Here is a 24,743-nt window from a genome sequence, read left to right as displayed (position 1 = left end):
CCGGGAGTCAAAGCGCAAGCTTGCGCAGTGCCCAAGGCGCGGCAATGGTGCGGCTGTGACCAGTGTGCATCAGCTTCTCCACGACCGTTTCGGCTTTTCCCATTTTCGCGGCGTGCAGGAGCAGGTCGTGGCGCGCGCCCTGGAAGGCCACCACACCTTGGCGGTGATGCCCACCGGGGCGGGCAAGTCGCTCTGCTACCAGCTGCCGGCGCTTGCGCGGCATGGAACGGCGATCGTCATTTCTCCGCTGATCGCGCTGATGCAGGACCAGGTTAGGAGTGCCGAAAGCTTCGGAATCAACGCCGCTGCCCTCACCAGCGCCAGCGAAGACCCGCGCGCCATCCGCGACGCGCTTCGCGATGGGAAGCTCGACCTGCTCTATGTCGCGCCCGAGCGGGCGACCACCGAGGGCTTTTCTCGCTTGTTGCAGGAAGCCGATATCGCCCTGTTCGCGATCGACGAGGCGCATTGCGTTTCCGAATGGGGCCATGATTTCCGGCCCGATTATCGCCTGCTCCTGCCACTGCTCGACCAGCACCGCGAGGTGCCTCGGCTGGCGCTGACAGCGACTGCCGACAAAAGGACGCGGGCCGACATTTTGGTTCAGCTTGGGATTGGAGCGGACGGGCTGATCGTTGCCGGCTTCGACCGGCCCAACATCCGGTATCACGTACGGCCGCGCGACGGAGCGGCGCGGCAGGTCGGCGCTTTGATGAAGGACCAGCCGGGGCCGGGCATCGTCTATGTGCCGAGCCGCAACGCCGCGGAGAAGCTGGCCGAGCAGCTTGATGCGCCGGGGCGCCGTGTGCTGCCCTATCATGCGGGGCTCGAGCCGAAGGTCAGGAGCCGCAACCAGTCGGCTTTCGTCGCCAGCGAGGAAATGGTGATGGCCGCGACCATCGCCTTCGGGATGGGCATCGACAAGCCCGACGTACGGTTCGTCGCCCATGCGGGCGTGTCCAAGTCGATCGAGGCTTACTATCAGGAAACCGGCCGTGCCGGGCGCGACGGCGATCCGGCCGAGGCCTGGCTGTTCTGGGGCGCGGACGATTTCGCGAGAGCCCGCCGCAGGATCGAGACGGAAGTCGAGCCGGAGCGGCGGCCGCAGGAGCGCGAGCGGTTGAACATGCTTGCCGCCTTCGTCGAGGCCGCGACCTGTCGGCGCGCGATCCTGCTCCGCCATTTCGGCGAGGAGCCGCCGGAGCGTTGCGGCAATTGCGACAATTGCCTGGAGCCGCCAGCGACGATCGATGTGACCACCGTGGCGCAGAAGCTGCTTAGCGCCGCCTTCCGAACCGAGATGCGGTTCGGCGTGGCGCATCTGGAGGCGGTGCTGGGCGGCAACGACAATGAGAAGGTCCGGCAATTCGGGCACGACCGCCTGTCCGTATTCGGGATCATGGATGCGGAAGAGCTGGCACTGGTGAAGCCGGTGGCGCGATCGCTGCTGGCCCGCGACGCGCTTCGGGCCGACGAATATGGCGGGCTGAGCTTCGGGCCCGGCGCCAAGCCGATCCTGAAGGGCGAACAGAGCCTGGTGATCGCCGTCCCGCCAAAGCGGGTGCGGCGGAAGCGCGGGCAGGCGGATTATCCGCACGACCCGCTGTTCGAAGCCTTACGCGACTGGCGGCGTGAGCGGGCGAAGGAGCAGGGCGTCCCGCCTTACGTTATCTTCCACGACTCGACATTGCGCGAGGTCGCGGCCCGAAAACCCGCATCCCTGTCGGAGCTTTCGACGATCGAAGGGATCGGCGATACAAAGCTTGAACGCCATGGTGAGTCGCTGCTCGATGCGATCGCCCGGGCCAAGGAGGTCGAAGATGCACCGGCAGCTTGACGAAAAGACCTATGTGTCGGGGCAGATCCATCCGGACGAGGTTCAGACCCTGAAGGAGCTGGGCGTCACGCTGATCGTCAATAATCGCCCGGACAATGAAGATGTCGGCCAACCCGAGGGTGAGGACATCGAAGCGGCGGCAAAGGCAGCCGGCATCGATTACCGCCACGTCCCGATTGCGCGCGGCATGGGACCGTCCGACGTCGAAGCGATGCGCGAGGCAATCCATTCGGCCGGTGACGGCAAGCTGTTCGCCTTCTGTCGATCTGGAAATCGCTCTACGCTGGCGTGGGCAATCGCCAGGAGCGAAGACGGGGTTTCTCGTGAAGAGCTGGACCGCTGCGCAAGCCAGGCCGGTTTCGACCTTGGCCCGGTAGCTCACCTGCTGCGGGATTAAGCCTTTCGGTCCGCTTTCAGGATTTCGGCGGCCTCGTCGTAATCCTCTTCGATCACCATCAGCCTGACCGAAATAAGTCCGCCGCCGCCGAAGAAGCTGTTGGTTTCCGCGTCGAAGATGACCGCTTCGATTCCCTCTGCGTCGAGTGCAAGGCGAGCCAACTCCGCTTCGACCCGGGTTCCGTAGCCGGCCAGTTCTATAAGACTCAAGCAGCCGTCCCGCCAACGGTCAGCCCGTCGATCAGCAAGGTCGGCTGGCCAACGCCGGCCGGCACTGACTGGCCACCCTTGCCGCAAATGCCGACGCCTTCGTCGAGCGCCATATCGTTGCCGATGCCCTTGACCCGGGTGAGCACGCTCGGCCCGTCGCCGATCAATGTCGCGCCCTTGATCGGGGCGCCCAGCTTTCCGCCCTCGATGCGATAGGCCTCGGTGCAGGAAAAGACGAACTTGCCGCTGGTGATGTCGACCTGGCCGCCGCCGAAGCTCTTGGCGAAAATGCCGTCCTTGACGCGGGTGATCAGTTCACCCGGATCATCCTGGCCGCCAAGCATGAAGGTATTGGTCATGCGCGGCATCGGCGCGTGGGCAAAGCTTTCGCGCCGGCCGTTGCCGGTCGGCTCCATGCCCATGAGGCGGGCATTGAGGCGGTCCTGCAGATAGCCTTTCAGGATACCGTCCTCGATCAGCACGGTGCGCGACGTGGGCGTGCCCTCATCGTCGATGCTTAGCGATCCACGGCGATTCTCGATCGCGCCTTCGTCGACTACCGTCACGCCGGGCGCCGCGACCCGCTCCCCAATCCGGCCGGAAAAGGCGGATGTGCCCTTGCGGTTGAAATCGCCTTCTAGGCCATGGCCGACCGCTTCGTGAAGCAGCACACCGCACCAGCCGGGGCCCAGCACCACCGGCATTTCCCCCGCCGGCGCAGGCACGCTTTCGAGATTGACCAGCGCTTGGCGAAGCGCCTCGTCGATCGCGCGGTTCCAGGTCGCCGGTTCGAACAGGTGGTCGTAAAGGTAGCGACCGCCGAGTCCGAAGCTTCCTGTCTCGCGCCGATCGCCCTGCTTGGCGACGATGGAAACGTTGAGACGGACCAAAGGCCGGACGTCAGTCGCGACGAAGCCGTCGGCCCGGACGATCTCGACTACCGACCAGCTTCCCGACAGCGCAACGCTGACCTGCGCAACACGCGGATCGCGGGCGCGGGCGGCGGCATCGATCGCCTGGCAGAGTTCGACCTTCTTCGCGAAGGGAAGCGCCGACAACGGATCTTCAGAACCGTACATTGAACGGTTGGTCCGAGGCGGCGGGGTGGCAGCAAGACCCTTTGCGGCATCGAGCAGCTTCAGCGTCTGGGCGGCCCGCTCGATCGCGGCCGCGCTGATTTCATTTGCGTGGGCGAAGGCGGTGGTTTCGCCGGTGACCCCCCGCAAGCCAAATCCCGAAGCCGTGTTGAAGTCGGCGGTCTTCAGCCGGCCGTCGTCGAAGCCGAACGCTTCGGTGACCTTATGCTGAAGATAAAGCTCGCCATCGTCATGCGCCGACAAGTGGCGCGCGGCGAGCGCGGCCGCCTGGGCGGGATCGAGGCTGCGGTAGAGTAGGTCGCGGGGATTCACGAGCCTGAGATATTGTCTGCGGGGCCGCCTTCAAGGACGAAGCGGCGATCGCAATAGCCGCAGTCGACGAAGCCGACCTCGTCGTCGATCTGGTAATAGACGCGGGGATGGCCGAGCGCGGCGTCGACCTGGCCGGAGCCGTCGCAATGGACCCGGTGATGCTTGGTCCGAAAGACTTCAGGATGCGGTTGCATGGGATGCCCCTAGCAACCACGTCCCGCCGCTTCAACAAGAGTGGGCTCTTATCTGGCGGTGATGCATCATTCACGGCTTCCGCTTTCGCAATAACCGACGCCCCGCTATGCGAATCGGCATGATCGAGCCCGCAATCCGCATCAGGGACCTGTGCAAGACCTACCGGTCCAAGGGGAGCGAGCCGAAGCGCGCGTTGGACGGGGTCAGCTTCGACGTGCCGCGCGGCCAGATTTTCGGCCTGCTCGGACCCAATGGAGCGGGCAAATCGACGCTGATCAACATCCTGGCCGGCCTGGTCGTGAAAAGCGGCGGGACGGCTGAAATCTGGGGCTTTGACATCGAAGAGCATCCCCGCAATGCAAAGCGGTCGATCGGGATCGTCCCCCAGGAAATATTGTTCGACCCCTTCTTCACGCCCCGCGAGGCGCTTGAGATCCAGGCCGGGTTGTACGGCGTCCGGAAGTCGGAGCGGATCACCGACGCGCTGCTGGCCGCGGTGCACCTCACCGACAAGGCGAATGCCTATGCACGGACCTTGTCCGGGGGAATGAAGCGGCGGCTGCTGGTAGCGAAGGCGATGGTCCATTCGCCGCCCATCCTGGTCCTCGACGAACCGACCGCCGGCGTCGATATCGAACTTCGCCAGCAGCTGTGGGACTATGTCCGGGGCCTCAACAAGCAGGGCGTCACGGTGGTGCTGACCACCCACTATCTCGAAGAAGCCGAGCAGCTGTGCGACCGGATCGCGATCATCAACCATGGCAAGCTCATCGCAAATGAGCCGACCCGAGCGCTGGTTGCGAAGGCGCAGGACAAGGCCGTGGTCGTGGAAGTTGATCGCGACATTGACGGCATTCCCGACGCTACTGTCTTCGAAAAGATCGACGTTACGGGGCCGAGGACGATCGAAATCACCTATCGCAAGGACAAGGTGAACGCCGGGCAAGTGCTCGATGCGCTGCAAAGCAGGGGCTTCGGGATCGTCGACGTATCGACCCGCGACCCGGACCTTGAGGATGTATTCCTGAGTCTCACTCGCGAGGCTGCGGCTTGAGCGCGCGGAGCTTCGATGTCCTTGTCGTCGGCTCCGGCGCAGCCGGCCTCACCGCTGCGCTGCACCTTGCTACGTCGCTGAAGGTCGGCGTCATCGCCAAGGGCCGCTTGAGCGACGGTGCCACCGGCTGGGCCCAGGGAGGCATCGCTGCTGTCCTCGAGGAAGGGGACAGCTTCGAGGCCCATGTCCGGGACACGATGATCGCTGGAGCGGGGCTCAACAATCTCGCCATCGTAGAGCATGTGGTTAGCGAAGCGCCGGCGGCGATTGCCCGGCTGGAGGAGCTGGGCGTTCCGTTCGCCACCGAGAACGGCACCCTCCACCTGACCAAGGAGGGCGGGCATAGCCATCGGCGCATCGTCCATGTCGCCGATGCAACCGGCTGGGCAATCCAGCAAGCGCTGGAAAAGGCCGCGGCCGCCAACCCGAACATCACCCTTATTCCCGACATGGTGGCGATCGACCTCATCACCGGCCGCCATGCCGAGGAATTTTCGACCAGCGGTGCCGTCCACGGCCTCTATGCCTTCAACCGCGCCACGGAATCCGTTGATACGCTGACGGCGCGAGCGACTGTGCTTGCGACAGGCGGGGCGGGTCGAACCTATCTTTTCTCAACCGCGCCGCGCGGCGCGACCGGCGACGGAATCGCCATGGCGTGGCGCGCGGGGTGCCGCGTTTCGAACATGGAATTCATGCAGTTCCATCCGACCTGCCTCTATAATCTGGAGGTCAAGAATTTCCTGATCACCGAGGCGGTCCGCGGCGAGGGCGGCTTGCTGAAGCATCCCGAAACCGGCCATCGCTTCATGCCGGATTATGACGAGCGGGCCGAGCTTGCGCCGCGCGACGTGGTTGCCCGGGCGATCGACCATGAGATCAAGCGCGACGGCCTGGACTATGTCCATCTCGACATCAGCCATCGCGATCCCGAGTTCGTGAAGGCGCACTTCCCCAACATCTACGAAAAGCTGATTGGCCTCGGGATCGACATCACCAAACAGCCGATCCCGGTGGTCCCGGCGCAGCATTACACTTGTGGCGGCGTGGTAGTGGACAGTGACGGCAAGACCGACGCGCCCTGCCTATATGCCGCCGGCGAAGTCACTCAGTCGGGCCTGCATGGCGCCAATCGCCTTGCGTCCAACTCGCTGCTGGAATGCCTGGTGTTCGGCGAAAGCGCCGCGAAGCATATCCTCGACCATTGGCCCGACCATCATGAACCGCCGCCGATCCGCGCCTGGGACGAAAGCCGGGTTGCCGACAGCGACGAGGACGTGGTGATCCAGCAATGCTGGGGCGAGATCCGCCGCTTCATGTGGAATTTCGTCGGCATCGTCCGAACCACGAAGCGGCTGGAACGGGCCAAGCGTCGGATCGACATGCTTCGGCAGGAAGTCGGCGACTATTACCGCCACTTCCGGGTGACGCCCGACCTCATCGAGCTCCGGAACCTCTTGGAAGTCGCCGACCTCATCGTCCGGTCGGCGCTGAACCGGCATGAAAGCCGTGGACTGCATTACACGCTGGATTACCCCGAAATGGCCAGTGAAGCCGTGGATACCGTCCTGATTCCTTGAAGGAAAATCAGCCGAATCGGCGTTCCTGGAATCGGTCGGGTGCGCGGCACCGGTCGTGCAGATCGTCATAGCAGACCACCGAGCGCCCGCTCCGGTCTTCTATGCCTTCAAGCTGGAAGCGCCGCTCGCCGTAAAGCTCGCGCGCATAGGCAACGGCTTCCTCGACCGACGGGAACTCCAGGAAGTCGTTCTCGCCTTCGCGTGGGCCAACGAGCAATAACAGCACGAGCCGAACTGGCTGCAACGCGGTCCCCCCCAATGCCGTCCTTCCCTGAGAATTGTGACGGGCGCGGAAGCATTTAATTTGTCATCAAACGGCTGCCTGCGCAATTACCCCCAGAATTTGCCGATTCCGGTGAGTCCGTCCGGCAACAGGGCTGAGAATTCTGGGGATAGATTCAAAGATCGATTGACTGGCGTAACGATTGCTGTTTTGCCTGCTGGAATCGGGGATTGCGTATGGATGGGAGGGGAACCCATGTCCGTTGCATATTCGCTGATGGCAAGCTTGCGGCACCGTTTGCTGCTCACCTTTTCGCCGTCATATCGCCGGATCAGGGCCAGGCTCGAAGAGATCACGGCTGCCTAGCGCTAAATCCAGGCCCTTTAGCGCAGCTTGCTGATCTTCAGCCCGTCCTGCTTCGCGCGGGCCTGGATTGACTCCTCGCTCCGCGTCAGTGCCTTGCTGATTGCCTTGAGTCCCATTCCCTTGGCCGCCAGCCGGTGCAGCTTCTGGATCTCGTCACTGGTCCAGGGCTGCCGATGCCGCTCGAACTTTTCCGCCATTTCTCGTTCCCCTCTCAAGGCTGGCATCGCGCGCTCACCCTGCTAGAGCAATGCCCCACATGGCAGAGCAGAACCACCTCTATCTCGTCGACGGGTCGAGCTACATCTTTCGCGCCTATCACCGGCTTCCGCCGCTGACCAACCGCCATGGCACCCCCGCCGGCGCCGTCTACGGCTACACCGCCATGCTGTGGAAGCTCGCGGACGGGCTCAACAAGGCGGATGGCCCGACCCATATGGCGGTAATCCTCGACGCGTCCGAGGAAACCCATCGCAACAAGATGTACGACCAGTACAAGGCGAACCGGCCGCCGCCACCCGAGGATCTGATCCCGCAATTCCCGCTGATCCGGGTCGCGACGCGCGCATTTTCCATCCCGTGCATCGAGGAAAATGGGCTGGAAGCCGACGATATCATCGCCTGCTACACCTATGCCGCCGTTCGCGCCGGATGGAAGGTGACGATCGTCAGTAGCGACAAGGACCTGATGCAACTGGTCGACGAAGGCAAAGTCGACATGCTGGACACGATGAACGACCGGCGGATCGGCGTCACCGAGGTGCTGGAAAAGTTCGGTGTCGGACCGGAGAAGGTCGGCGACGTCCTCGCGCTCATGGGCGACAGCGTCGACAATGTGCCGGGCGTCCCCGGCATCGGTCCCAAGACCGCGACCCAGCTGATCCAGCAATATGGCGATCTGGAAACGGTCCTGGCCTCGACCCACGAGATCACCAAGCCAAAGCTGAAGCAGAACCTCATCGAGCATGCGGAAATGGCGCGGCTCTCGAGACGGCTGGTCGAGCTGGTATGCGACAGCCCCCTTCCGGAGCCGCTCGAGGATCTGGCGCTGAAGGGCATTCCGCCCGAGCCGCTCAGGGAATTCCTCGAGGACCAGGGCTTCAAGTCGCTGCTCAACCGGGTCGGCAAGGACGGCGGTGCGTCGAGCGGAGGCGCCCGTCCGATTGACGTCATGGCGTCGCGCCCTGCGCCTTCAGCGAAGCCGGCGGAGAAGGAAAAGATCACCGTCGACCGCACCCAATATGAGGCGGTGGTAACGGAGGAGGCGCTCGACCGCTGGATCGCCGAGGCGAAGGCCCAGGGATATGTCGCGATCGACACGGAAACCGACAATCTCGACAATATCACCGCGAAGCTGGCCGGGGTCAGCCTTGCGACCCAGCCCAACAAGGCCTGCTATATTCCGATCGGCCATGTCGGCGGCGATTTGCTGAGCGACGCGCCAAAGCAGCTTCCGGCCGATCTGGTGTTGGGCAAGCTGAAGCCGTTGTTCGAGGATCCGGCGGTCCTGAAAATCGCCCACAACCTGAAATATGATTGGGTGATGTTCGCCAAGGCGGGCATCGATGTCGCCCCCTATGACGACACCTTGGTGATGAGCTTCGACCTCGACGCGGGGCGGTCGAACCATGGGCTCGACGAACTGGCGCAGGCCCATTTCGAGCATGAGTGCATCAGCTTCAAATCCGTGTGCGGGGTCGGCGCCAAGCAGATCAGCTTCGACAAGGTGCCTCTGGACGCGGCGACGGAGTATGCCGCCGAAGATGCCGATATCTGCCTTCGCCTGTGGCTTCGGCTGAAGCCGCGGCTGACCGAGGAAGGGTTGACCCGGGTCTACCAGATGGTCGATCGGCCGCTCGTGGCGACCGTCGGTAAGATGGAGCGGCGAGGGATCAAAGTCGACCGCGACTATCTCGCCAAGCTGTCGGGCACCTTCGCGACCGAGATCGCGGCGCTGGAGCAGCGCGTCTACGAGGCGGCCAATGGGCCCTTCACGATCGGCTCTCCGCAGCAGCTTGGCCAGGTGCTGTTCGACCGGCTTGGCCTGCAAGGCGGACGCAAGGGCAAGAGCGGCCAATATTCGACCGACGTCAACGAGCTGGAGCGCCTCGCGGGGGAGGGCGTGGACGTCGCCCGGCTGGTGCTCGACTGGCGTCAGCTGACCAAGCTCAAGTCCACTTACACCGACGCTCTCCAGGCGCAGATCAACGCCCAGACCAAGCGGGTACACACCAGTTACAGTCTTTCAGGCGCCCAGACCGGGCGGCTCGCATCGACCGAGCCCAATCTGCAGAACATCCCGATCCGGACCGAGATCGGCCGGCAGATCCGCGATGCCTTCGTCGCCGAGCCCGGCCATGTGCTGATGAGTGCCGACTATAGCCAGATCGAGCTACGGCTGGCGGCGCACATGGCTGATGTCCCGCAACTGAAGGAGGCCTTCGCCAAGGGCGAGGACATCCATGCGATGACCGCGGAGGAATTGTTCGGGACCGTCGACCGCGATACGCGCGGAAAGGCCAAGACGGTCAACTTCGCCATCCTTTACGGAATTTCGAGCTGGGGTCTGGCGGGCCGGCTGGGCGTGCCCAAGGATGAGGGCAAGGCGATCATTGACCGCTATTTCACCCGTTTCCCGGGAATCCGCGCCTATATCGACGAGACCTTGGCCTTTGTCCGGGAGAATGGCTTCACCCGCACCTTGTTCGGCCGAAAGACCCATTTCCCCAACATCCGCGCCCCCAATCCGTCGTTCCGCGCCGGGGCAGAACGGGCGGCGATCAATGCACCGATCCAGGGGACCAGCGCGGATCTGATCAAGCGGGCCATGAACCGGATGGACGATGCGCTCCTCGAGGCGGGCCTCGACGATGTCCGCATGCTTTTGCAGGTTCACGACGAACTGGTGTTCGAAGTGCCCGAGGGCAAGGAAGAAGCCGCGGCATCAGTGGTCCGCAAGGTGATGGCCAATGCCGCCGAGCCGGCGCTGAAGCTCGACGTTCCGCTCGATGTCGAAGTGGGTTGGGGCCCGAACTGGGGCGCCGCCCATTGAGTGACACCAGTGCGACCGCCACGGCCCCTTCGGCCGATCTCGCCGCGCTGGCGCGTGGCGGGCGGATCAACTTCTTCGGCTTCATCCTGCGCCTACTCGCGCGCCTGCCCTTCCTGTTCATCGCCGGCCGAATCTATGGCGCGGAGGAGCTGGGCCGCTTCGCCTATGCCGTCCTGATCGTCGAGTTCGCGGCGCAGCTTGCAACGCTGGGCCTGAAGCGCGGATTGGCGCAGCAATTGGCGAAGACCGACAAGCCGCACGTTTGCGTTGTCGCGGATGCGTTGCTGGTAGCGGCCATCGGATCGGCCATTGCCATGACCATCCTGGCGCTGTTCCCGCAGGCCATGTTCCCGAACAGCGAGATCAACGGGCTGGAATGGGCGCTGCCGATCACCGTCTTCGCGCTCGCATGGTCCGATATCTGCCTCGCGGCGCTAGCGTATCGCCATGACGTCGCTGCAACGGTGCGGGCGCGGGCGATCGTCGAGCCATGGACGATTTCCATCGCGGCCTTTGCCTGGGCCTTCATTTCGACGCGCGACGGGCTGATCATCGCCTACGCAATGTCGATGATCGCGGCCCTGATCGCTTCGATCATCCCGTTCCTGAAAAGCTATGGCCTGCCGCACGAATGGCGGCCCGATCCCGGCACCCTGTGGCGCCTGGCCCGCCGCAGCCTGCCGGTCGCGGCAGCCGACGCAGTGGAATGGGGTTCTCGTCGCATCGACATCGCGGTGCTCGGCCTGTTCTTCCGGCCGGAAATCGTCGGCATTTACTATGTCGCGCAGAACGTTGCCTCGCTTCCCGCCAAGCTCAAGACCAGCTTCGACCCGATCCTTGGCCCGGTCATTAGCCGCAACCTCGCGGAGAACGACAAGGCGGCGGTCGCCAAGCAGGTTCGCCAGGTCGGCTTCTGGGTGATCGGCGCGCAGGGCGCAGTGGCGCTTGCGCTTGGAATTACCGGCGAGGCGGTCATGGGGCTGGTCGGTGCGGGATTCGTCGCCGGCACCGTGGCACTCGGCTTCCTGCTCGGTGCGGAAGTCGTCGCAGCGACCGCCGCGGTCAGCGAAGCGGCGCTGATCTACTGCGCGCGCCACCGGAACATGATGATCAGCCTGGCGATGATCGTGCTGGAAGCGGGCCTCGCAATTGGCCTCATCCTGCTGATGCGCAAGCTGGGATGGCCAGTCATGTATCAGGCGACGGGTCCAGCACTGGCATTGGTCTTGGCGCTCGGCTTCGCATCGATCGCCAAATCGCGCCTGCTTTCAAGCATTCTCGGGCATCCGGTGAGCGGCTGGCGTTGGCCGCTGATCTGGGCCGCCGCAGCGGCGATGGTGGTCGGCCAGATCGTCATCCGCTTTCCGGAGTGGGCAGAACTGTTGTTCGGAATCCCGGCGATCCTCGGGGCATTTGGCGCGGTGCTCTGGCTCAAGGGCTTCGGGCCCGAGGATCGCGAGCTGTTCCGGATGAAGAAGGAAGATATCGAAGAGCTCCAGCTGCCCGAGCCTGGGACGAGTCCGGAGGCGCCGAGTTAATTCCCCGGGGTTAAGGCGTGTGAGTGAATCACGCGCCGTCGGTCCTGTCGCGGCGAGCCGCGCAGGCCGTCCGCATTTCGCTAGCTCTTCGCGCTGCTAACGATTGCTTCGCAATCCCTGCGCTGCGCTCGGTAGCTCAATGACGAAAATGCCGCATCCCGGTGAAGACCATCGCGAGGCCGGCCTCATCGGCCGCGGCGATGACCTCGTCATCGCGGATCGAGCCACCCGGTTGGATTACAGCCGTCGCGCCAGCTTCGACGGCAGCGAGCAACCCATCGGCGAAGGGGAAGAAGGCATCCGACGCGACCGCCGAGCCGACGGTGCGCGGTTCGGCCCAGCCATAGGTCTCGGCCGCTTCGCGCGCCTTGATGGCGGCGATGCGAGCTGAATCGCGGCGGTTCATCTGGCCTGCGCCAATACCCGCAGTGGCGCCATCCTTAGCGTAGACGATGGCGTTAGACTTCACATGCTTGGCCACCGTCCAGGCGAACAGGCAGTCCCTGAGTTCCTGCTGGGTCGGAGCGCGCTTGGTGACAGTCTTCAACATGGCCGCGTCGAGCATGCCATTGTCGCGATCCTGCAGGAGCAGTCCGCCGGCGATCACCGCCACAGTCTGCCCGCCGCGCGCCGGGTCGGGCAGGCCGCCGGTCAACAGGAGGCGGAGGTTCTTTTTGCGGGCGAAGGTCGCGACGGCCGCCTCGTCGGCGTCGGGCGCAACCACCACTTCGGTGAAGATGTCGCAAATCGCCTCGGCAGTCGCGCCGTCGAGCTTGCGATTGACCGCCACGATCCCGCCGAAGGCCGACACGCTGTCGCACGCTAGCGCCTGTTTCCACGCGTCGAGCAGGCTGTCGCCGCTTGCGACGCCGCAGGGATTGGCGTGCTTCACGATCACCACGGTCGGCGGACCTTCGCGGAACTCGGCGGCAAGCTCCAGTGCCGCATTGGCGTCATTCAAATTATTGTAGCTGAGCTCCTTGCCCTGCACCTGGCGCGCCTGGGCGACGCCGGGTGTCGAAGGCCCGAGCGGCAGATACAGAGCCGCCTTCTGATGCGGATTCTCGCCGTAGCGCAGCTCCTGCGACTTCTTGCCGACGATGAAGCGCGTGTCGGGATAGGCCACGCCCTGGTCTGCGAATGCGAACCAGCTGGCGATCATCGAGTCATAGGCGGCGGTCCGCGCATAGGCCTTGGCCGCGAGCTTGCGACGGAAGGCGAGATCGGTGCCGCCCTGCCCGTCGATCTGGCCGAGCAGCTCTTCATAGTCCGCCGGGTCGGTGACGATGGCGACGAATTCATGGTTCTTGGCTGCCGATCGCACCATCGACGGCCCGCCGATGTCGATATTCTCGATGATCTCGTCGCGCGGTGCACCCTTCGCGACCGTCGCTTCGAACGGGTAGAGATTGACCACGACCAGATCGATCGCGCCGATCCCATGCGCCTCCATCGCTGCGACATGATCCTGATTGTCGCGGACCGCCAGCAGCCCTCCGTGGACATTGGGGTGGAGCGTCTTCACCCGGCCGTCCATCATCTCCGGAAAGCCGGTGAGATCGCTGATATCGCGCACCGTATGGCCGAGTTCGCGCAGCTTCGCCGCCGTCCCGCCGGTCGAAACCAGTTCGACGCCGGCCTTGGCAAGGCCCTGCGCCAGCGCGTCGAGCCCATCCTTGTCGGAAAGCGAAATGAGCGCCCGCTTGATGGGCACGATACCAGTCATGTTGTTCCTCTTGTTTCTAACTTGAGCGCCGGAACTGCCAGGCGATTTCACCACCGACCGCGGAGATTTCGCCGACCACTACCAGCTGAACCGTTGGGATTATTTGGCCACGGCCGTCGATGAACAGGCTTTCCTCAACCTGAAGCATCGCGCCACGGCAACGGAAATTCCACGGCGGGGCGCCGGTGGATCTCAAAATCGCGCCCATGCCGTCGGCGGTGACCGTCGGCTCAACGCCGGGAGCGAGATGGAAGCGAATGGCGAAGGGCGCGGATTCGCGGATCTTCTTGCGGCCGCGCGGGATCAGGCGATCCTCCCCGCGCACTTCCTTGCCGTCGTTGCCGAGGCTCAGGCGGCGCTGGTGGACCAGGCCGAAGCCTTTGACATAGCCGTCATGGCTGGATTCCAGCCGCGAACAGTCATTATCCTCGCTGCGCGCGATCTCCACATCCGTCACGCCCTTGCCGAGACTGCCGTCGGGAAGGATGGCGGTGGAATTGGCGTCGCTCAGGATCAAGGTTGAATGGGCGGCGGTCGAGCGCAGCGCCTGCACCAGTTCCGGCGACAGCGAAGAGGGCGCGAGGCCCGGGCCACCGCAATTGACGACCAGTCGCTGCCCGCCATCGCTCATTTCCATCGCGAGGGTCGAGGCACAGCCCGTCGAAGCAACCTTCGCCGGCGGCGGGGGCGCCGCGTCGACGACGATGATCGTGCCCAAGGCTGAAAGGCGCTGATAGCCCCATCCCCGCGCCTGCCGTAGCGGCCGCGCGCGAAGCCCGCAGCCTTCGACCATGGCCGCCAGTCGAGTGGGATCGCCCGGATTCCCGCCCTGCCAGCTGCTGAACCCATGATCGCCCATTGTGACGCCATGAAGTGCCGCGAGTGCGGCGGCGGCGGCATTTTCCAGCGCGTCAGGCTGGGTCTGCTTGGCGGCGAAATAGGCGGCACGGACCAGACCGAGGCGGTCGACCAGCAGCTGCTGTTCCTGCGGGCAGCGGCTCATCAGTCCGCCATCCTCGAATTGGGCGCCGGCGAGTGCGCGGAGCAGCCCGGATTCGGAACGGGATAATCTGGAAATCGCCCCCTGCACGGTCAACGAGGCAACGAGTGCGCCGGCCCATGCGGTGATGCGTGGAAGCCCTGGGGCAGCCTTGTCGGCCGAGCTATCGAGATGCCGCGCTCCTCTCGCCAAGGTATTGAGCAGTGCCGACCGATAGCCGGAGTCTCGGCTGGAAAGGATGTAGGGCGCATAGGCCGTCCAATAGAGTATGCGCTCGCCCCACAGCTCGGGTGCCCAGGCCTCGTCGACCCTGCTCCCGTGGGCGATCAGCCAGCGTCCGGCGATGGCCTCCGCCAGCCGGGCGCCTTTTTCGCGGCTGGCCGAAGCGGCGAGGTCGCGGAGCCAGGAGAAGCCCTGCACCTCGCGCGCCAGCTTCGAGCGTCCACCCAGCTCGCCGAAGTTCATGTCGGCGAGGAGAACCTCCTCCGACCCAAAGGTCAGCCGGCCGGCGAGCAGCGTATCGCCCCGGGTCCGATCCCCGACGACATGGTCTCGAGGCACGGCGACCAGCCGAAGCGGCTGCCGGCCCTGGCCGAACATGCGCGAAAGGAGGGAGCCTTTGGCGAGACGGCCAAGCCGATCGTCGCTCATGCGCCTCCTCTAAGGGCCGCGATATTGGCGGCATATTGGTCCGGCCCGCCGCGAAACGCCGCGGTTCCGGCGACCAGCACCGTTGCGCCGGCATCGATCGCCTGCGGCGCTGTTGCTGCGTCGATCCCGCCGTCGACCTCGATATCGACGACCAGGTCCAGCTTGGCGACGCGGTTGGCGATCGCCTCGATCTTCTTCAGCTGGGAAGCGATGAATTTCTGGCCGCCGAAACCCGGATTGACGCTCATCACAAGGACAAGGTCGATTTCGTCGAGGACATAGTCGAGCATCTTGGCGGGCGTGGCCGGATTGAGCGAAACGCCGGCCTTCTTGCCGAGCGACTTGATCCGCTGGATCGTGCGGTGGAGGTGCGGCCCGGCTTCCGGGTGAACGGTAATGATATCCGCGCCCGCCTCCGCAAAGGCATCGAGGAAATTGTCGACCGGCGAAATCATCAGGTGGACATCGAACGGCTTGGCGCTGTGCGGGCGCAGTGCTTTCACGACGCCCGGTCCGATCGTCAGGTTCGGAACGAAATGCCCGTCCATCACATCGATATGGATCCAGTCGGCGCCGGCGGCGTCGATGGCGCGGACTTCTTCGCCAAGCTTGGCGAAATCGGCGGACAGGATGGACGGAGAGATGAGCGGGCGGGCCATGGGGCCATTAGCCCTTATGCGGCGCTTCGGACAAGGTGCGCGGTAAAGAAGCCGTCGAGGCCGCCCTCAGCCTCCAACATTCCGGGTAGCACCCTTACCCATCCACGCGCATGTGGAGCGACGCCCGCTACGTCAGTTGTTGCAGGTTCAAGCCGATAATCTGGTCGCTGCGCGAGGAATTGCTCGATTCGAAACTCGCCCTCTTGCGGTTCAAGGCTGCAGACGGCGTAGACCAGGCTTCCGCCGGGCCGAACCCAGTCCGCTGTCCGGGACAGCAGACGTTCCTGAAGTTCGGCGCTCTGTTCGATGATTTCGGGGCGGGCACGGTAAAGGACTTCAGGATGGCGGCGAAACGTTCCGGTCGCCGAGCAAGGCGCATCCAGCAGGACGGCGTCATATAAGGTCTCCGGTATCCATTCCAACGCGTCGGCGGCGACCGTTTCCGCATGAAGCCCGGTACGCTTTAGATTGTCCGAAAGTCGGGCCAGACGACTTTCCGAACGGTCCAGGGCGGCCACCCTGTGCCCGGCAGCAGCAAGCTGCATGGTCTTCCCGCCCGGTGCGGCACAAGCATCGAGAACGGCGACCGCTTCAGATGGAATGAGCCTTGCGGGAAGCGATGCTGCAAGATCCTGGATCCACCATTGGCCCTGTCCGAAGCCAGGCAATTCCGTCACCGCTCCCCCGCCGTCCAGGCGCCGATGGCGCGGGGCAAGCGAAATGCCGTCGGAATAGCTCGCGCAGGCCTCACCATTGGCGAAGCTGAGATCCAATGGCGGTCGATGCGCAATCGCCCGCCTGGCCGCCGTCACGACGTCATCGCCCCAGGCATCCCGCCAGCGCCGCTCTACCTCTTCCGGCAGGCGCGGCGCGTCGATCGCCGGCAAGCCTTTGCGAAGCAAGGTCCCGAGTACGCCGTGAACCAGCCGTCGCGGACCGCCGTCTACCAGCGGGAGAGCGGTCGCAACCACCGCATGGTCGGGCGTGCTGAGGCCAATCTTCTGCGCAAGCGCAAGTCGCAGAACCATTCGCGACTTGCTGTCATCGGGTAATGGTTGCCGTGTCGCGCCGTCGATCAACTCGTCGAGGTCGGGCAAGCGGCGCAGGGTTTCCCCGGCAATGGCGCTTGCCAGGGCGGCATCGGCGGGCGGAAGTCCGCGAGCGGCCTGTGCGGCATTGTCCATGGTCTGGCCGCGGCGAAGAACGGCGTCCAGCATCCGGAGAGCGACCTTCCGGGCTTCAACCCCTTCTTCAGAATTTCTGGCTGGACTTGGCATTGGGCCCTTTAGGCATCATTTGACGGGCATGAAACGGCCAAAGCATGTGAAGGCCCCGGCCTATCTCACCAAATCACCCCCGGTGCCAAAGCCTGGCGCCGTGGACGCGACCAGCCCGGCGGGTGAAGAGGAAAAGCCCGATCCCACGCGCTACGGCGACTGGGAGAAGAAGGGCATCGCGATCGACTTCTAGTCTTCCTCGTCGCCCGGAGGACGGCTGAGCAGGGTTTCCAGAAGCTCGCCGATCTTCACCCTGCCTTCGAGCAGGTCGAGGACAGCACCAACGAGCGGCATGTCGATTCCGCGTTCGATGGCGATCCGATTCAGGACGGGGGCTGTATGCGCCCCTTCCGCCACCGTGCGACGGTCACGCATCAGGTCCGCGATATTCTGGCCCTGCCCGATGGCCACTCCGAGCGAGAAGTTGCGGCTGCTCGTCGAGGAGCAGGTGAGGACAAGATCGCCGAGGCCGGAGAGGCCGGCCAACGTCTCGCGGCGACCGCCCATGGCCACACCGAACCGGATCATTTCGGCAAAGCCGCGCGCAATCAACGCAGCCCGGGCGTTCTGGCCGAGGCCCCGCCCTTCGGCGACGCCACAGGCGATCGCGAGTACGTTCTTGACCGCGCCGCCAACTTCGGCGCCAGCCACGTCGTCGGTCAAATAGGTACGGAACGCCGGCAGGTTGATGCGCCGGCGGATGGCATCGCCAACTTCCTTGTCCTCGCACGCGAGGGTCACCGCCGTCGGCAGGCCCGTCGCCACTTCATGAGCGAAGGTCGGTCCGGAGAGGACAGCGACCGGAGAGGTCGGGCAGACTTCATGCGCCACTTCATGGAGAAGCTTGCCGCTGCCCTCCTCAATCCCCTTGGAGCAGAGGACGAGCGGCATGTTGGGACAAGGCGAGCGCTTCAGCACCGCGCGCATATGCTGCGCAGGGGTAACCACCAGCCAGGCATCCGCCGAGGCAAGGTCGGAGAAATTGCTGGTCGCTCGGATCGCCGGATCCAGTTTGATGCCCTTTAGATAGATCGGGTTTTCATGAATGCGGTTGACCGCCGTCACGACGTCATCTTCGAGCGCCCAAAGCATCGTCTCGCGGCCGCCTTGGGCCGCGACTTGCGCGAGTGCCGTCCCCCAGGCGCCGCCGCCAATTACCGCCAGCTTCTCGATGGTCATGCCTTGACGCCCGCCCCCCTGACTTTCTCGCCCGTCGGATCGAGCGGCCAGCGCGCCCGCGCCGGAGCATCCAATTCGTCGACCAGGCCGGCCGCGAGCCGTTCCGCACCCGCCCAGCCGATCATTGCCGCATTGTCGGTACAGAGCCAGCCCGGCGGCACTGAAAATCGGCGGTCGAAATCCTGCGCGAGCTGCTTGAGGCCCGATCGGACCGACGCGTTGGCGGCGACCCCGCCGGCGACGACCAGGCTAGGTGCGTCCGACTTCTCAAGCGCGCGCTTCGTGCGGTCCACGAAACAATCGACGACGGCCTGCTGGAAACTGGCGGCAATGTCCTCGGCCCGATGCTCGCCGCTCGTCACTGCACGCTGCACGGCGCCCTTCAGGCCCGCGAAGCTGAAATGCGGCTCCTTGGTCCCGACCAAAGGGCGAGGAAGCGGCACAGCGGTAGGGTCGCCATCCTTCGCCAGCTCCTCGATCGCGGGGCCGCCGGGATAGCCGAGCTCTAGCAGCTTCGCCGCCTTGTCGAACGCTTCCCCAGCCGCGTCGTCGATGGTCGTCGCAAGGCGCCGATAGTCGCCGACTCCGCGTACCTCGAGCAGCTGGCAATGACCGCCACTGGCGAGCAGGAGAAGATAGGGGAAGCCGAGCTTCACATCGACGAGGCGCGGGCTCAGCGCATGGCCTTCAAGATGGTTGACGGCGATCAGCGGCTTGTCGGCGGATAGCGCCAGTCCCTTCCCGACCAGCAGGCCGACCATCACACCGCCGATCAGCCCGGGCCCTGCCGTCGCGGCGACAGCATCGACCTCGCCGATGCTGACATCGGCTTCGTGCAGCACTTGGCGGACCAGTCCGGGGAGGATCTCGACATGGGCTCTTGCGGCGATTTCAGGGACCACGCCGCCGAACGGGCGGTGCGCGTCGTTCTGGCCGACCACCGCCTGCGCCAATATTTGCCGGTCGCTTCCGACCAGGGCGGCGGCGCTGTCGTCACAGGACGATTCAAGGGCCAGGATGAGTGCCATTCAAGCGAGCCTTTGCCTGAAACCCCGCCTTTGCGCTAGCGCGTGAGCAATGACCGAAACTCCATTCACGATCGGGACCCGAGGGTCGCCGCTTGCCCTGGCCCAGGCGCATATGGTCGCAACCGCGCTGGAGAAGGCGCATGGCTGGCCGGAAGGCAGCGTAGAAATCAAGGCGGTGAAGACCAGCGGCGATCGGATCCAGGATCGGCCGCTGGCCGAAGTCGGCGGCAAGGCCTTGTGGACCAAGGAGCTGGACCTTGCCCTGCTGGCGGGCGAAACCCACTGCTCCGTCCATTCGATGAAGGATGTCGAAAGCGAGCGCCCCGAAACGCTGGCGATCGCGGCAATGCTTCCCCGGGCCGACATCAGGGACCGGCTGATCGGCGCAGATTCGATCGCCGCCCTTTCCGCGGGTGCGCGCGTCGGCACCAGCTCGCCGCGCCGCGCCGCCCAGCTCCAACGGCTGAGGCCCGATCTGCAGATTCATTCGATTCGCGGCAATGTCGATACCAGGCTGGCGAAGTTGGCGGCGGGCGACGTCGACGCGACATTGCTGGCGGCTGCGGGGCTGGACCGGTTGGGCCGGGCCGATGTCGGATCTCCAATCGAGCTCGACGAAATGCTCCCCGCACCGGCGCAGGGCGCGATCGGGATCGAGTGCCGATCGGACGACCTTCGCACCGCCGAACTCCTGCGAGCAATCGACCACGCCGAAACGCATCTGGCGGTGCTGGCCGAGCGTGCGTTCACTCGCGCGCTGGGCGGGACATGCCATTCACCGATCGCGGCAAGCGCCAGGGTCGATGGCAAAGAAATCGATTTTGCCTGCGAACTTCTAAGCGAGGACGGCGGTGAGCATCTGGCGAGGGCCATCCGGTTCGCGGCAGGCAACCTGGAAGCGCCCGCATTGCTTGCCCGCCAGATGCTGGCCGAGGCGCCCGCCTCGATCCGCAGACTGTTCGAGGGCGGGTGAGGAAGCTTCTGCTTCTACGGCCCGAGCCGGGCCTATCGGCAAGCGCGGAGCGAGCCTATGCACTTGGCCTCGACGTGATCCGCTGCCCGCTGTTTCAAGTGGAGCGACGAGACTGGGATGTGCCCGATCCAGCGCAATATGATGCACTGCTGCTGACCAGCGCCAACGCCGTACGCCATGCGGGGCCGAAGCTGGAAAGGCTGACAGCGTTACCGGTCCATGCCGTGGGCCAATCAACGGCCGCCGCCGCCCGGGACGCCGGCCTTGGCGTGAATTCGATCGGCACCGGGAATGTGACGGATTTGCTCGCGAATTTGGACCCCTCGCTTCGACTTCTTCATCTGGCAGGCGAGGATCATCGTCCCGATGACGATCCGCGCATCGATCGCCGCATCGTCTACCGTTCGGTAGCGGTCGCGGATCCCGGCCTGCCCCCGCTCGACGGGCTGGTTGTCGCCGTACATAGTCCACGCGCCGGAGCGAGGCTGGCCGAACTGGCCAATGAGCGCGGCACGGCCGTCATTGCGGCGATCAGCGATGCGGCCGCCGCGGCGTGCGGGCACGGCTGGGCGGGGATTTCAGTCGCCGCCGAGCCGAGCGACAAGAGCCTGCTGGCCCTTGCCGCCAGCCTGTGCCACAAATCCGGCCGATGACGGCTGGCCAATATCGACAAGGTAGCTCCTGGACGGCGCGCTTCGCGTGGGGCTTGCTGTTGCTGCTGGTTGGAGCGGCACTCGCGACCTGGGGCCTGTCGCGCTGGGATGCCGGCGCGCGCTTTTTCGGGGTTGGTCCCGGTAAGCCGCTGCAGGTCGTTCGCCAGCCGGCCTCGACGATCCAGCCCGCGGCACCGGCCGAAACGCTGACGGCGGCCGATGCGGCCAGAATTTCGACCTTGGAATCCCGGCTTGCTGCGATCGAGGGACAGGCACAGGCCGCTGCCGGTTCTGCCGGTCGGGCGGACGCGCTGCTGGTCGCATTCGCAGCGCGGCGCGCGATCGATCGCGGAGTTACTCTCGGCTATCTGGAGCCGCTCCTCATGCAGCGCTTCGGCGGGCAGCATCAGGCGGCCATCGCCACCATCGTCACCGCGTCGCGCGATCCGGTTCGTCTCGACAGCCTGATTTCCGAATATCAGGCGCTTGGCCCCACGCTCCGGAGAGGTGGGCCGGAAGAGGGATGGTGGGACGGATTCCGGCGCGAGCTTGGGTCGATCGTATCGATCCATCGGGCGGATACGCCGTCACCCCAACCGCAAGCCCGTTACAACCGTGCGCTGGCGCGCCTCGAGACGGGTCAGGTCGATACGGCGCTGGCGGAAACGATGCGCTTGCCGGGATCGGCCAGCGCCGCGCCATGGATCGGTCGGGCCCGTCGCTACATCGCGGCGCATCGCGCGCTCGACGAAATCGAATCCGCCGCCTTGCTTGGCAGCCCGGCAATCGCAGTTTCTTCGCCGACCGGCGCCTGAAGGGGTTGGCAAGACTCCCCTGATTTGCGAGTCTGAAAATCCGCAAGCCCTGGTTCAGCAGCGCAGAACTAAGGCATTGGCAAGATTTCGATTTTAGTGGGGGCCGTTGAAGTCATGACGTCGCTGTTTGGCCGTTTGTGGTTGGGTGCGGGAATTGCGGCGACGGCGGGACTGGCCCCGGCTCAGCCAAAGGCCGCGGATCCCCTCGCGCCCTTGCCGGAATCGACAGCCAGGCCGCAGACCGCGCCGGCACAGCAGCCGGCGAGGATTGCTCCGGCGCAACAGCCGCCGAGGATCGCCCCGGCCGAATTGCGCGATCGCCTGAGCACCCTTGGCCGCGCCTTCAACGGCAAGGCCGGCATCTCGGTCTACTCGATCAACGGCGGCTGGCAGGCCGATTATAACGGTACATCCCTCTTCCCCCAGCAAAGCTGCTCCAAGCTTTGGGTGGCGATCACGGCAATGGACGCCGTCGACAAGGGCCGGGTCAGCCTGAACGATCGGGTAACCTTGGGCCGTGACGACCTGACGCTCTTCCACCAGCCGATCCAGGCCAAGGTTCTCGGCAAGGGCGGGCACACGACGACGCTCGGCGCACTTCTGTTTTCCGCCATCACGGAGAGCGACAACACCGCCAATGACAAGCTGATGCGGTCGGTCGGCGGACCGCAGGCGGTGCGCGATATGATCGAAGCCAAGAGATTGGGATCGATCCGCTTCTACGAAGGCGAGCGAGCGCTGCAGTCGCGGATCGCGGGGCTGATCTGGAGCCAAAGCTACTCGATCGGCGATGCCTTTTATAAGGCGCGCAGCGCCTTGCCGACGTCAGTCCGAAGAGCGTCGTTCGAACGTTATGTCGCCGACCCTTACGACGGCGCAGCGCCGCATTCGGTCGCGCAGGCCATTGCCCGACTGAAGCGCGGCGAATTGCTATCGCCGGCGTCCACCCAGCGGCTATTGTCGACCATGTCGCAGACGAAGACGGGCGCAATGCGGGTCCGGGCGGCCCTGAAGCCGGGCTGGAAGTGGAGCCACAAGACCGGCACCGGGCAGAATTTCCAGGGCCGGGTCGGCGGGATCAACGACATCGGCATCCTGACCGCGCCCGACGGGACCGGCTATGCGATGGCGATCATGACTGTCCCCAATAAATCCGACGGAGCGTCGCAGGACCTGATGCAAGCAGTGACCCGTACGGTCATCGCTGAACATGAGGCCCGGCGGCTCTAGCCGAGCCGAGCTTCAGCCAAGCGTCGTTCCGGTATCCCGCGCCGCGATTCCCGGACGGGCCGCCAGCAGCTCCCCGGAAATCCGGTCCGCGGTTCGTAGTGCAAGGGCGAGTATCGTGAGGGTCGGATTGGCCCAGCCGCCCGTCGGGAACAATGAGCTTCCCGCGATATGCAGGTTGGGCAGGCCGTGGACGCGTCCCCAGCCGTCCGTGACCCCCCGGCGCGGATCAGCGGACATGCGAGTGGTTCCCATGTGGTGGAAACCGCCGATCGGATGGGCACTGACCAGCTCGTCGCTGACCCAATTCTTTTCCGAATCCGCGAGCCAGCTGGCCGATTCCACCTCGCCCAGGCCAAGACGGCGCGATTCCCGATCGAGCGCCGCTACCAGGCCGGCCACGCTGTCCACGTCGATCGCCGAAAGCTTCCAGTCGAGGGCCACGCGCGGCATGCCCAGGGCGTCCTTATCCCCTGTCAGCAGAACACGGCTGTCGGGATTGGGCGCCTGTTCGGCACGAATGACGAGCGCGAGGTCGAGCTTGTTCAGCCGCTTCATCATCCAGGGATGCAGCGGCCCGGTGAGGCCCGTGTAACCGCGAACCAATTGCTTCGTCGCCTTCCACATAGAACGCCCGGTACGGGTCGGCGCGGTACGATGCTTGACGTGAAGATAGGCGCGCTTGGCGAATGAATAGCTTCCGCCGGCGGGCTGGCGCACGGCGACGGTCAGCGCCGAATTGAGCAAGCCTTCGCGCCGTTGCAGCAGTTCAGCCGGGGTGATGGACGGCGAAATCTCGATCCCGTTGACCCGCCGCTTGGCGAAGGCCGAAAGCCAGCGCCATTCGGCCTTGCCGATGATGCGACCGCCGCGTGCGTGCGGATGCTCCATGAAATATCGGCCGACCAGGTCATAGGCGTTCCCAACCCCCTGATGGATGATCGAATTGGAAGCGAGAAGGATGCGCGGATTTTCGATTCCGCCAGCCGCGAGAATATAGTGGCGTGCCCGAACGTCGATCTTACGTCCCGACGGCGTCCGCACGTCGAGCCGTTCGATCGAGCCCTTGTCGGCCGCAACCATGACCTCACGAACGGTCGCGTGGATCATCAGCGTGCAACGCGGCGCTTCATCGAGATCGCGGGCCCGGTCGATGGTGAAACGATCGAAAACGGGATCGAAGCTCCACCAGCGCACGGCCAGTTCTTCGCTCGACAGGCGCTGCAGAAGCTGCGGCTTTTCAAGGCGAGCCGTATCGACCCCGCCTACGCCCAGGATGGCGCGCGCGTCACAAAGGTAGGTACGGATATCGTCGGGACCGATCGGCCAGCCGCTGGACTGCACCCAATCTCGGCGTTCGAAATCGATATCGTCGAATTCGGCGCAGCGCCCTCCCCAGATCGCGGTCGTGCCGCCAAAGAAGCGCAGCCGGCTATGTTCGAGCGGATGATATTCCTGACCTGTGATCGATCCGCGATTGAGGTCCGCCGAAGCCTCGTCATGGTCGAAACCGCCGCTTTCGAGAAGAACGACGCTGTGCCCCAGAGCGAGGAGCCGGCGTGCGGCTGCCTGCCCCGCGGCGCCCGAACCGACGATGGCCACGTCGGCGGTAACGGCTTCCGGCGCGTCAATCGCGCAGTCGATACGCATTCAACCCCCTGTTGGCCTCATTCGGCCGCACGCAGCTTACACGGTGTC

At 64.9% G+C, this 24,743-nt stretch carries 23 protein-coding genes; 11 read left to right on the top strand and 12 right to left on the bottom strand.

The genetic code is table 11. The features are described 5' to 3' along the window. Positions 1-55: 55 nt before the first annotated feature. Both recQ and LZ496_RS08710 read left to right on the top strand, forming a co-directional pair. Positions 56-1,837, top strand: coding sequence for a DNA helicase RecQ (recQ, locus tag LZ496_RS08715; RefSeq protein WP_249904244.1), 1,782 nt, complete (start codon positions 56-58; stop codon positions 1,835-1,837). Beyond that, positions 1,821-2,234, top strand: a complete 414-nt coding sequence (locus LZ496_RS08710; RefSeq protein ID WP_249904242.1) for a protein tyrosine phosphatase family protein — start codon at positions 1,821-1,823, stop codon at positions 2,232-2,234. Before recQ ends, LZ496_RS08710 begins: the two co-directional genes overlap by 17 nt. Here LZ496_RS08710 and LZ496_RS08705 read toward each other — a convergent pair. From LZ496_RS08705 to LZ496_RS08695, 3 genes are read right to left on the bottom strand one after another with little or no spacing between them, the layout of a single operon-like run. Beyond that, a complete protein-coding gene (locus LZ496_RS08705) occupies positions 2,231-2,443 on the bottom strand; it encodes a putative signal transducing protein (protein WP_249904241.1) in 213 nt (70 codons plus the stop codon). The genes LZ496_RS08710 and LZ496_RS08705 overlap by 4 nt on opposite strands. Beyond that, a complete protein-coding gene (tldD, locus tag LZ496_RS08700; protein WP_249904240.1) occupies positions 2,440-3,852 on the bottom strand; it encodes a metalloprotease TldD in 1,413 nt (470 codons plus the stop codon). Before tldD ends, LZ496_RS08705 begins: the two co-directional genes overlap by 4 nt. Beyond that, entirely contained in the window at positions 3,849-4,046 is a 198-nt protein-coding gene (locus LZ496_RS08695; RefSeq protein ID WP_249904239.1) for a zinc-finger domain-containing protein, read from the bottom strand. Before LZ496_RS08695 ends, tldD begins: the two co-directional genes overlap by 4 nt. Positions 4,047-4,165: 119 nt before the next feature. Here LZ496_RS08695 and LZ496_RS08690 point away from each other — a divergent pair, with 119 nt between their 5' ends. Together LZ496_RS08690 and nadB are read left to right on the top strand one after the other, a co-directional pair. Next, positions 4,166-5,101 carry an ABC transporter ATP-binding protein gene (locus LZ496_RS08690; RefSeq protein WP_249904238.1) on the top strand — a complete coding sequence of 312 codons (936 nt, stop codon included), beginning with the start codon at positions 4,166-4,168 and terminating at the stop codon, positions 5,099-5,101. Further along, positions 5,098-6,681: an L-aspartate oxidase gene (nadB, locus tag LZ496_RS08685; protein ID WP_249904237.1), complete on the top strand. Its 1,584-nt coding sequence runs from the start codon at positions 5,098-5,100 to the stop codon at positions 6,679-6,681. Before LZ496_RS08690 ends, nadB begins: the two co-directional genes overlap by 4 nt. Before the next feature lie 7 nt (positions 6,682-6,688). Here the strand turns inward: nadB and LZ496_RS08680 are convergent, their stop codons facing one another. Together LZ496_RS08680 and LZ496_RS08675 are read right to left on the bottom strand one after the other, a co-directional pair. After that, complete coding sequence (locus LZ496_RS08680) at positions 6,689-6,925, bottom strand: hypothetical protein (protein WP_249904236.1); 237 nt, start codon at positions 6,923-6,925, stop codon at positions 6,689-6,691. A 362-nt stretch (positions 6,926-7,287) separates the two neighbouring features. Next, the gene (locus tag LZ496_RS08675) at positions 7,288-7,467 is read right to left on the bottom strand and encodes a hypothetical protein (RefSeq protein ID WP_249904235.1); all 180 of its coding nucleotides are present in this window, start codon (positions 7,465-7,467) and stop codon (positions 7,288-7,290) included. A gap of 59 nt (positions 7,468-7,526) precedes the next feature. On the opposite strand from LZ496_RS08675, the gene polA reads away from it, so the two are divergent. Continuing rightward, a complete protein-coding gene (gene polA, locus LZ496_RS08670; RefSeq protein WP_249904234.1) occupies positions 7,527-10,319 on the top strand; it encodes a DNA polymerase I in 2,793 nt (930 codons plus the stop codon). Further along, positions 10,316-11,857, top strand: a complete 1,542-nt coding sequence (locus LZ496_RS08665) for a lipopolysaccharide biosynthesis protein (protein ID WP_249904233.1) — start codon at positions 10,316-10,318, stop codon at positions 11,855-11,857. The genes polA and LZ496_RS08665 overlap by 4 nt, the downstream gene beginning before the upstream one ends. Positions 11,858-11,993: 136 nt before the next feature. Here LZ496_RS08665 and purH read toward each other — a convergent pair whose 3' ends face one another. Genes purH through LZ496_RS08645 form a run of 4 tightly spaced genes read right to left on the bottom strand, consistent with a single transcriptional unit; the run spans position 11,994 to position 17,170 of the window. Continuing rightward, a complete protein-coding gene (gene purH, locus LZ496_RS08660; RefSeq protein ID WP_249904232.1) occupies positions 11,994-13,583 on the bottom strand; it encodes a bifunctional phosphoribosylaminoimidazolecarboxamide formyltransferase/IMP cyclohydrolase in 1,590 nt (529 codons plus the stop codon). 16 nt (positions 13,584-13,599) lie between these two features. Continuing rightward, positions 13,600-15,234, bottom strand: a complete 1,635-nt coding sequence (locus LZ496_RS08655; RefSeq protein WP_249904231.1) for a heparinase II/III family protein — start codon at positions 15,232-15,234, stop codon at positions 13,600-13,602. After that, positions 15,231-15,893, bottom strand: a complete 663-nt coding sequence (gene rpe / locus LZ496_RS08650; protein WP_249904230.1) for a ribulose-phosphate 3-epimerase — start codon at positions 15,891-15,893, stop codon at positions 15,231-15,233. Before rpe ends, LZ496_RS08655 begins: the two co-directional genes overlap by 4 nt. A gap of 14 nt (positions 15,894-15,907) precedes the next feature. Beyond that, entirely contained in the window at positions 15,908-17,170 is a 1,263-nt protein-coding gene (locus tag LZ496_RS08645; RefSeq protein ID WP_249904229.1) for an RsmB/NOP family class I SAM-dependent RNA methyltransferase, read from the bottom strand. 28 nt (positions 17,171-17,198) lie between these two features. Between LZ496_RS08645 and LZ496_RS08640 the strand changes: the two genes are divergently transcribed. Beyond that, positions 17,199-17,363, top strand: coding sequence for a DUF1674 domain-containing protein (locus LZ496_RS08640; protein ID WP_249904228.1), 165 nt, complete (start codon positions 17,199-17,201; stop codon positions 17,361-17,363). On the opposite strand, the gene LZ496_RS08635 is transcribed toward LZ496_RS08640, so the two are convergent. Together LZ496_RS08635 and tsaD are read right to left on the bottom strand one after the other, a co-directional pair. Beyond that, positions 17,360-18,349 (bottom strand): NAD(P)H-dependent glycerol-3-phosphate dehydrogenase, encoded by a 990-nt coding sequence (locus LZ496_RS08635; protein ID WP_249904227.1) that lies wholly within the window; start codon positions 18,347-18,349, stop codon positions 17,360-17,362. The two genes, LZ496_RS08640 and LZ496_RS08635, sit on opposite strands and share 4 nt — an antisense overlap. Further along, entirely contained in the window at positions 18,346-19,377 is a 1,032-nt protein-coding gene (gene tsaD, locus LZ496_RS08630) for a tRNA (adenosine(37)-N6)-threonylcarbamoyltransferase complex transferase subunit TsaD (RefSeq protein ID WP_249904226.1), read from the bottom strand. Before tsaD ends, LZ496_RS08635 begins: the two co-directional genes overlap by 4 nt. Positions 19,378-19,426: 49 nt before the next feature. Here tsaD and hemC point away from each other — a divergent pair, with 49 nt between their 5' ends. The 4 genes from hemC (at position 19,427) to LZ496_RS08610 (ending at position 23,048) form a co-directional block, all read left to right on the top strand. Further along, entirely contained in the window at positions 19,427-20,350 is a 924-nt protein-coding gene (hemC, locus tag LZ496_RS08625; protein ID WP_249904225.1) for a hydroxymethylbilane synthase, read from the top strand. Further along, positions 20,347-21,003: a uroporphyrinogen-III synthase gene (locus tag LZ496_RS08620; protein WP_249904224.1), complete on the top strand. Its 657-nt coding sequence runs from the start codon at positions 20,347-20,349 to the stop codon at positions 21,001-21,003. The genes hemC and LZ496_RS08620 overlap by 4 nt, the downstream gene beginning before the upstream one ends. Continuing rightward, positions 21,000-21,818: a hypothetical protein gene (locus LZ496_RS08615; protein ID WP_249904223.1), complete on the top strand. Its 819-nt coding sequence runs from the start codon at positions 21,000-21,002 to the stop codon at positions 21,816-21,818. Before LZ496_RS08620 ends, LZ496_RS08615 begins: the two co-directional genes overlap by 4 nt. A gap of 114 nt (positions 21,819-21,932) precedes the next feature. Then, the gene (locus LZ496_RS08610) at positions 21,933-23,048 is read left to right on the top strand and encodes a serine hydrolase (protein WP_249904222.1); all 1,116 of its coding nucleotides are present in this window, start codon (positions 21,933-21,935) and stop codon (positions 23,046-23,048) included. A 12-nt stretch (positions 23,049-23,060) separates the two neighbouring features. Here LZ496_RS08610 and LZ496_RS08605 read toward each other — a convergent pair whose 3' ends face one another. Beyond that, positions 23,061-24,695, bottom strand: a complete 1,635-nt coding sequence (locus tag LZ496_RS08605; protein ID WP_249904221.1) for an FAD-dependent oxidoreductase — start codon at positions 24,693-24,695, stop codon at positions 23,061-23,063. Positions 24,696-24,743: the final 48 nt, after the last annotated feature.

This window comes from Sphingomonas caseinilytica, assembly GCF_023516455.1.
Lineage (GTDB): Bacteria > Pseudomonadota > Alphaproteobacteria > Sphingomonadales > Sphingomonadaceae > Sphingomicrobium > Sphingomicrobium caseinilyticum.
Note: the sequence above shows the minus strand (reverse complement) of the source record. Positions and strands in the feature narration are given on the sequence as shown.

What these genes read in the sequence shown, in the direction of transcription:
- LZ496_RS08640 (WP_249904228.1), top strand. Translation starts at nt 17,199, where the DNA reads ATGAAACGGCCAAAGCATGTGAAGGCCCCGGCCTATCTCACCAAATCA.
- LZ496_RS08605 (WP_249904221.1), bottom strand. Translation starts at nt 24,695, where the DNA reads ATGCGTATCGACTGCGCGATTGACGCGCCGGAAGCCGTTACCGCCGAC.
- polA (WP_249904234.1), top strand. Translation starts at nt 7,527, where the DNA reads ATGGCAGAGCAGAACCACCTCTATCTCGTCGACGGGTCGAGCTACATC.
- LZ496_RS08710 (WP_249904242.1), top strand. Translation starts at nt 1,821, where the DNA reads ATGCACCGGCAGCTTGACGAAAAGACCTATGTGTCGGGGCAGATCCAT.
- LZ496_RS08655 (WP_249904231.1), bottom strand. Translation starts at nt 15,234, where the DNA reads ATGAGCGACGATCGGCTTGGCCGTCTCGCCAAAGGCTCCCTCCTTTCG.
- tsaD (WP_249904226.1), bottom strand. Translation starts at nt 19,377, where the DNA reads ATGGCACTCATCCTGGCCCTTGAATCGTCCTGTGACGACAGCGCCGCC.
- purH (WP_249904232.1), bottom strand. Translation starts at nt 13,583, where the DNA reads ATGACTGGTATCGTGCCCATCAAGCGGGCGCTCATTTCGCTTTCCGAC.
- LZ496_RS08615 (WP_249904223.1), top strand. Translation starts at nt 21,000, where the DNA reads ATGACGGCTGGCCAATATCGACAAGGTAGCTCCTGGACGGCGCGCTTC.
- LZ496_RS08635 (WP_249904227.1), bottom strand. Translation starts at nt 18,349, where the DNA reads ATGACCATCGAGAAGCTGGCGGTAATTGGCGGCGGCGCCTGGGGGACG.
- LZ496_RS08675 (WP_249904235.1), bottom strand. Translation starts at nt 7,467, where the DNA reads ATGGCGGAAAAGTTCGAGCGGCATCGGCAGCCCTGGACCAGTGACGAG.
- hemC (WP_249904225.1), top strand. Translation starts at nt 19,427, where the DNA reads ATGACCGAAACTCCATTCACGATCGGGACCCGAGGGTCGCCGCTTGCC.
- LZ496_RS08610 (WP_249904222.1), top strand. Translation starts at nt 21,933, where the DNA reads ATGACGTCGCTGTTTGGCCGTTTGTGGTTGGGTGCGGGAATTGCGGCG.
- LZ496_RS08690 (WP_249904238.1), top strand. Translation starts at nt 4,166, where the DNA reads ATGATCGAGCCCGCAATCCGCATCAGGGACCTGTGCAAGACCTACCGG.
- LZ496_RS08695 (WP_249904239.1), bottom strand. Translation starts at nt 4,046, where the DNA reads ATGCAACCGCATCCTGAAGTCTTTCGGACCAAGCATCACCGGGTCCAT.
- LZ496_RS08645 (WP_249904229.1), bottom strand. Translation starts at nt 17,170, where the DNA reads ATGCCAAGTCCAGCCAGAAATTCTGAAGAAGGGGTTGAAGCCCGGAAG.
- rpe (WP_249904230.1), bottom strand. Translation starts at nt 15,893, where the DNA reads ATGGCCCGCCCGCTCATCTCTCCGTCCATCCTGTCCGCCGATTTCGCC.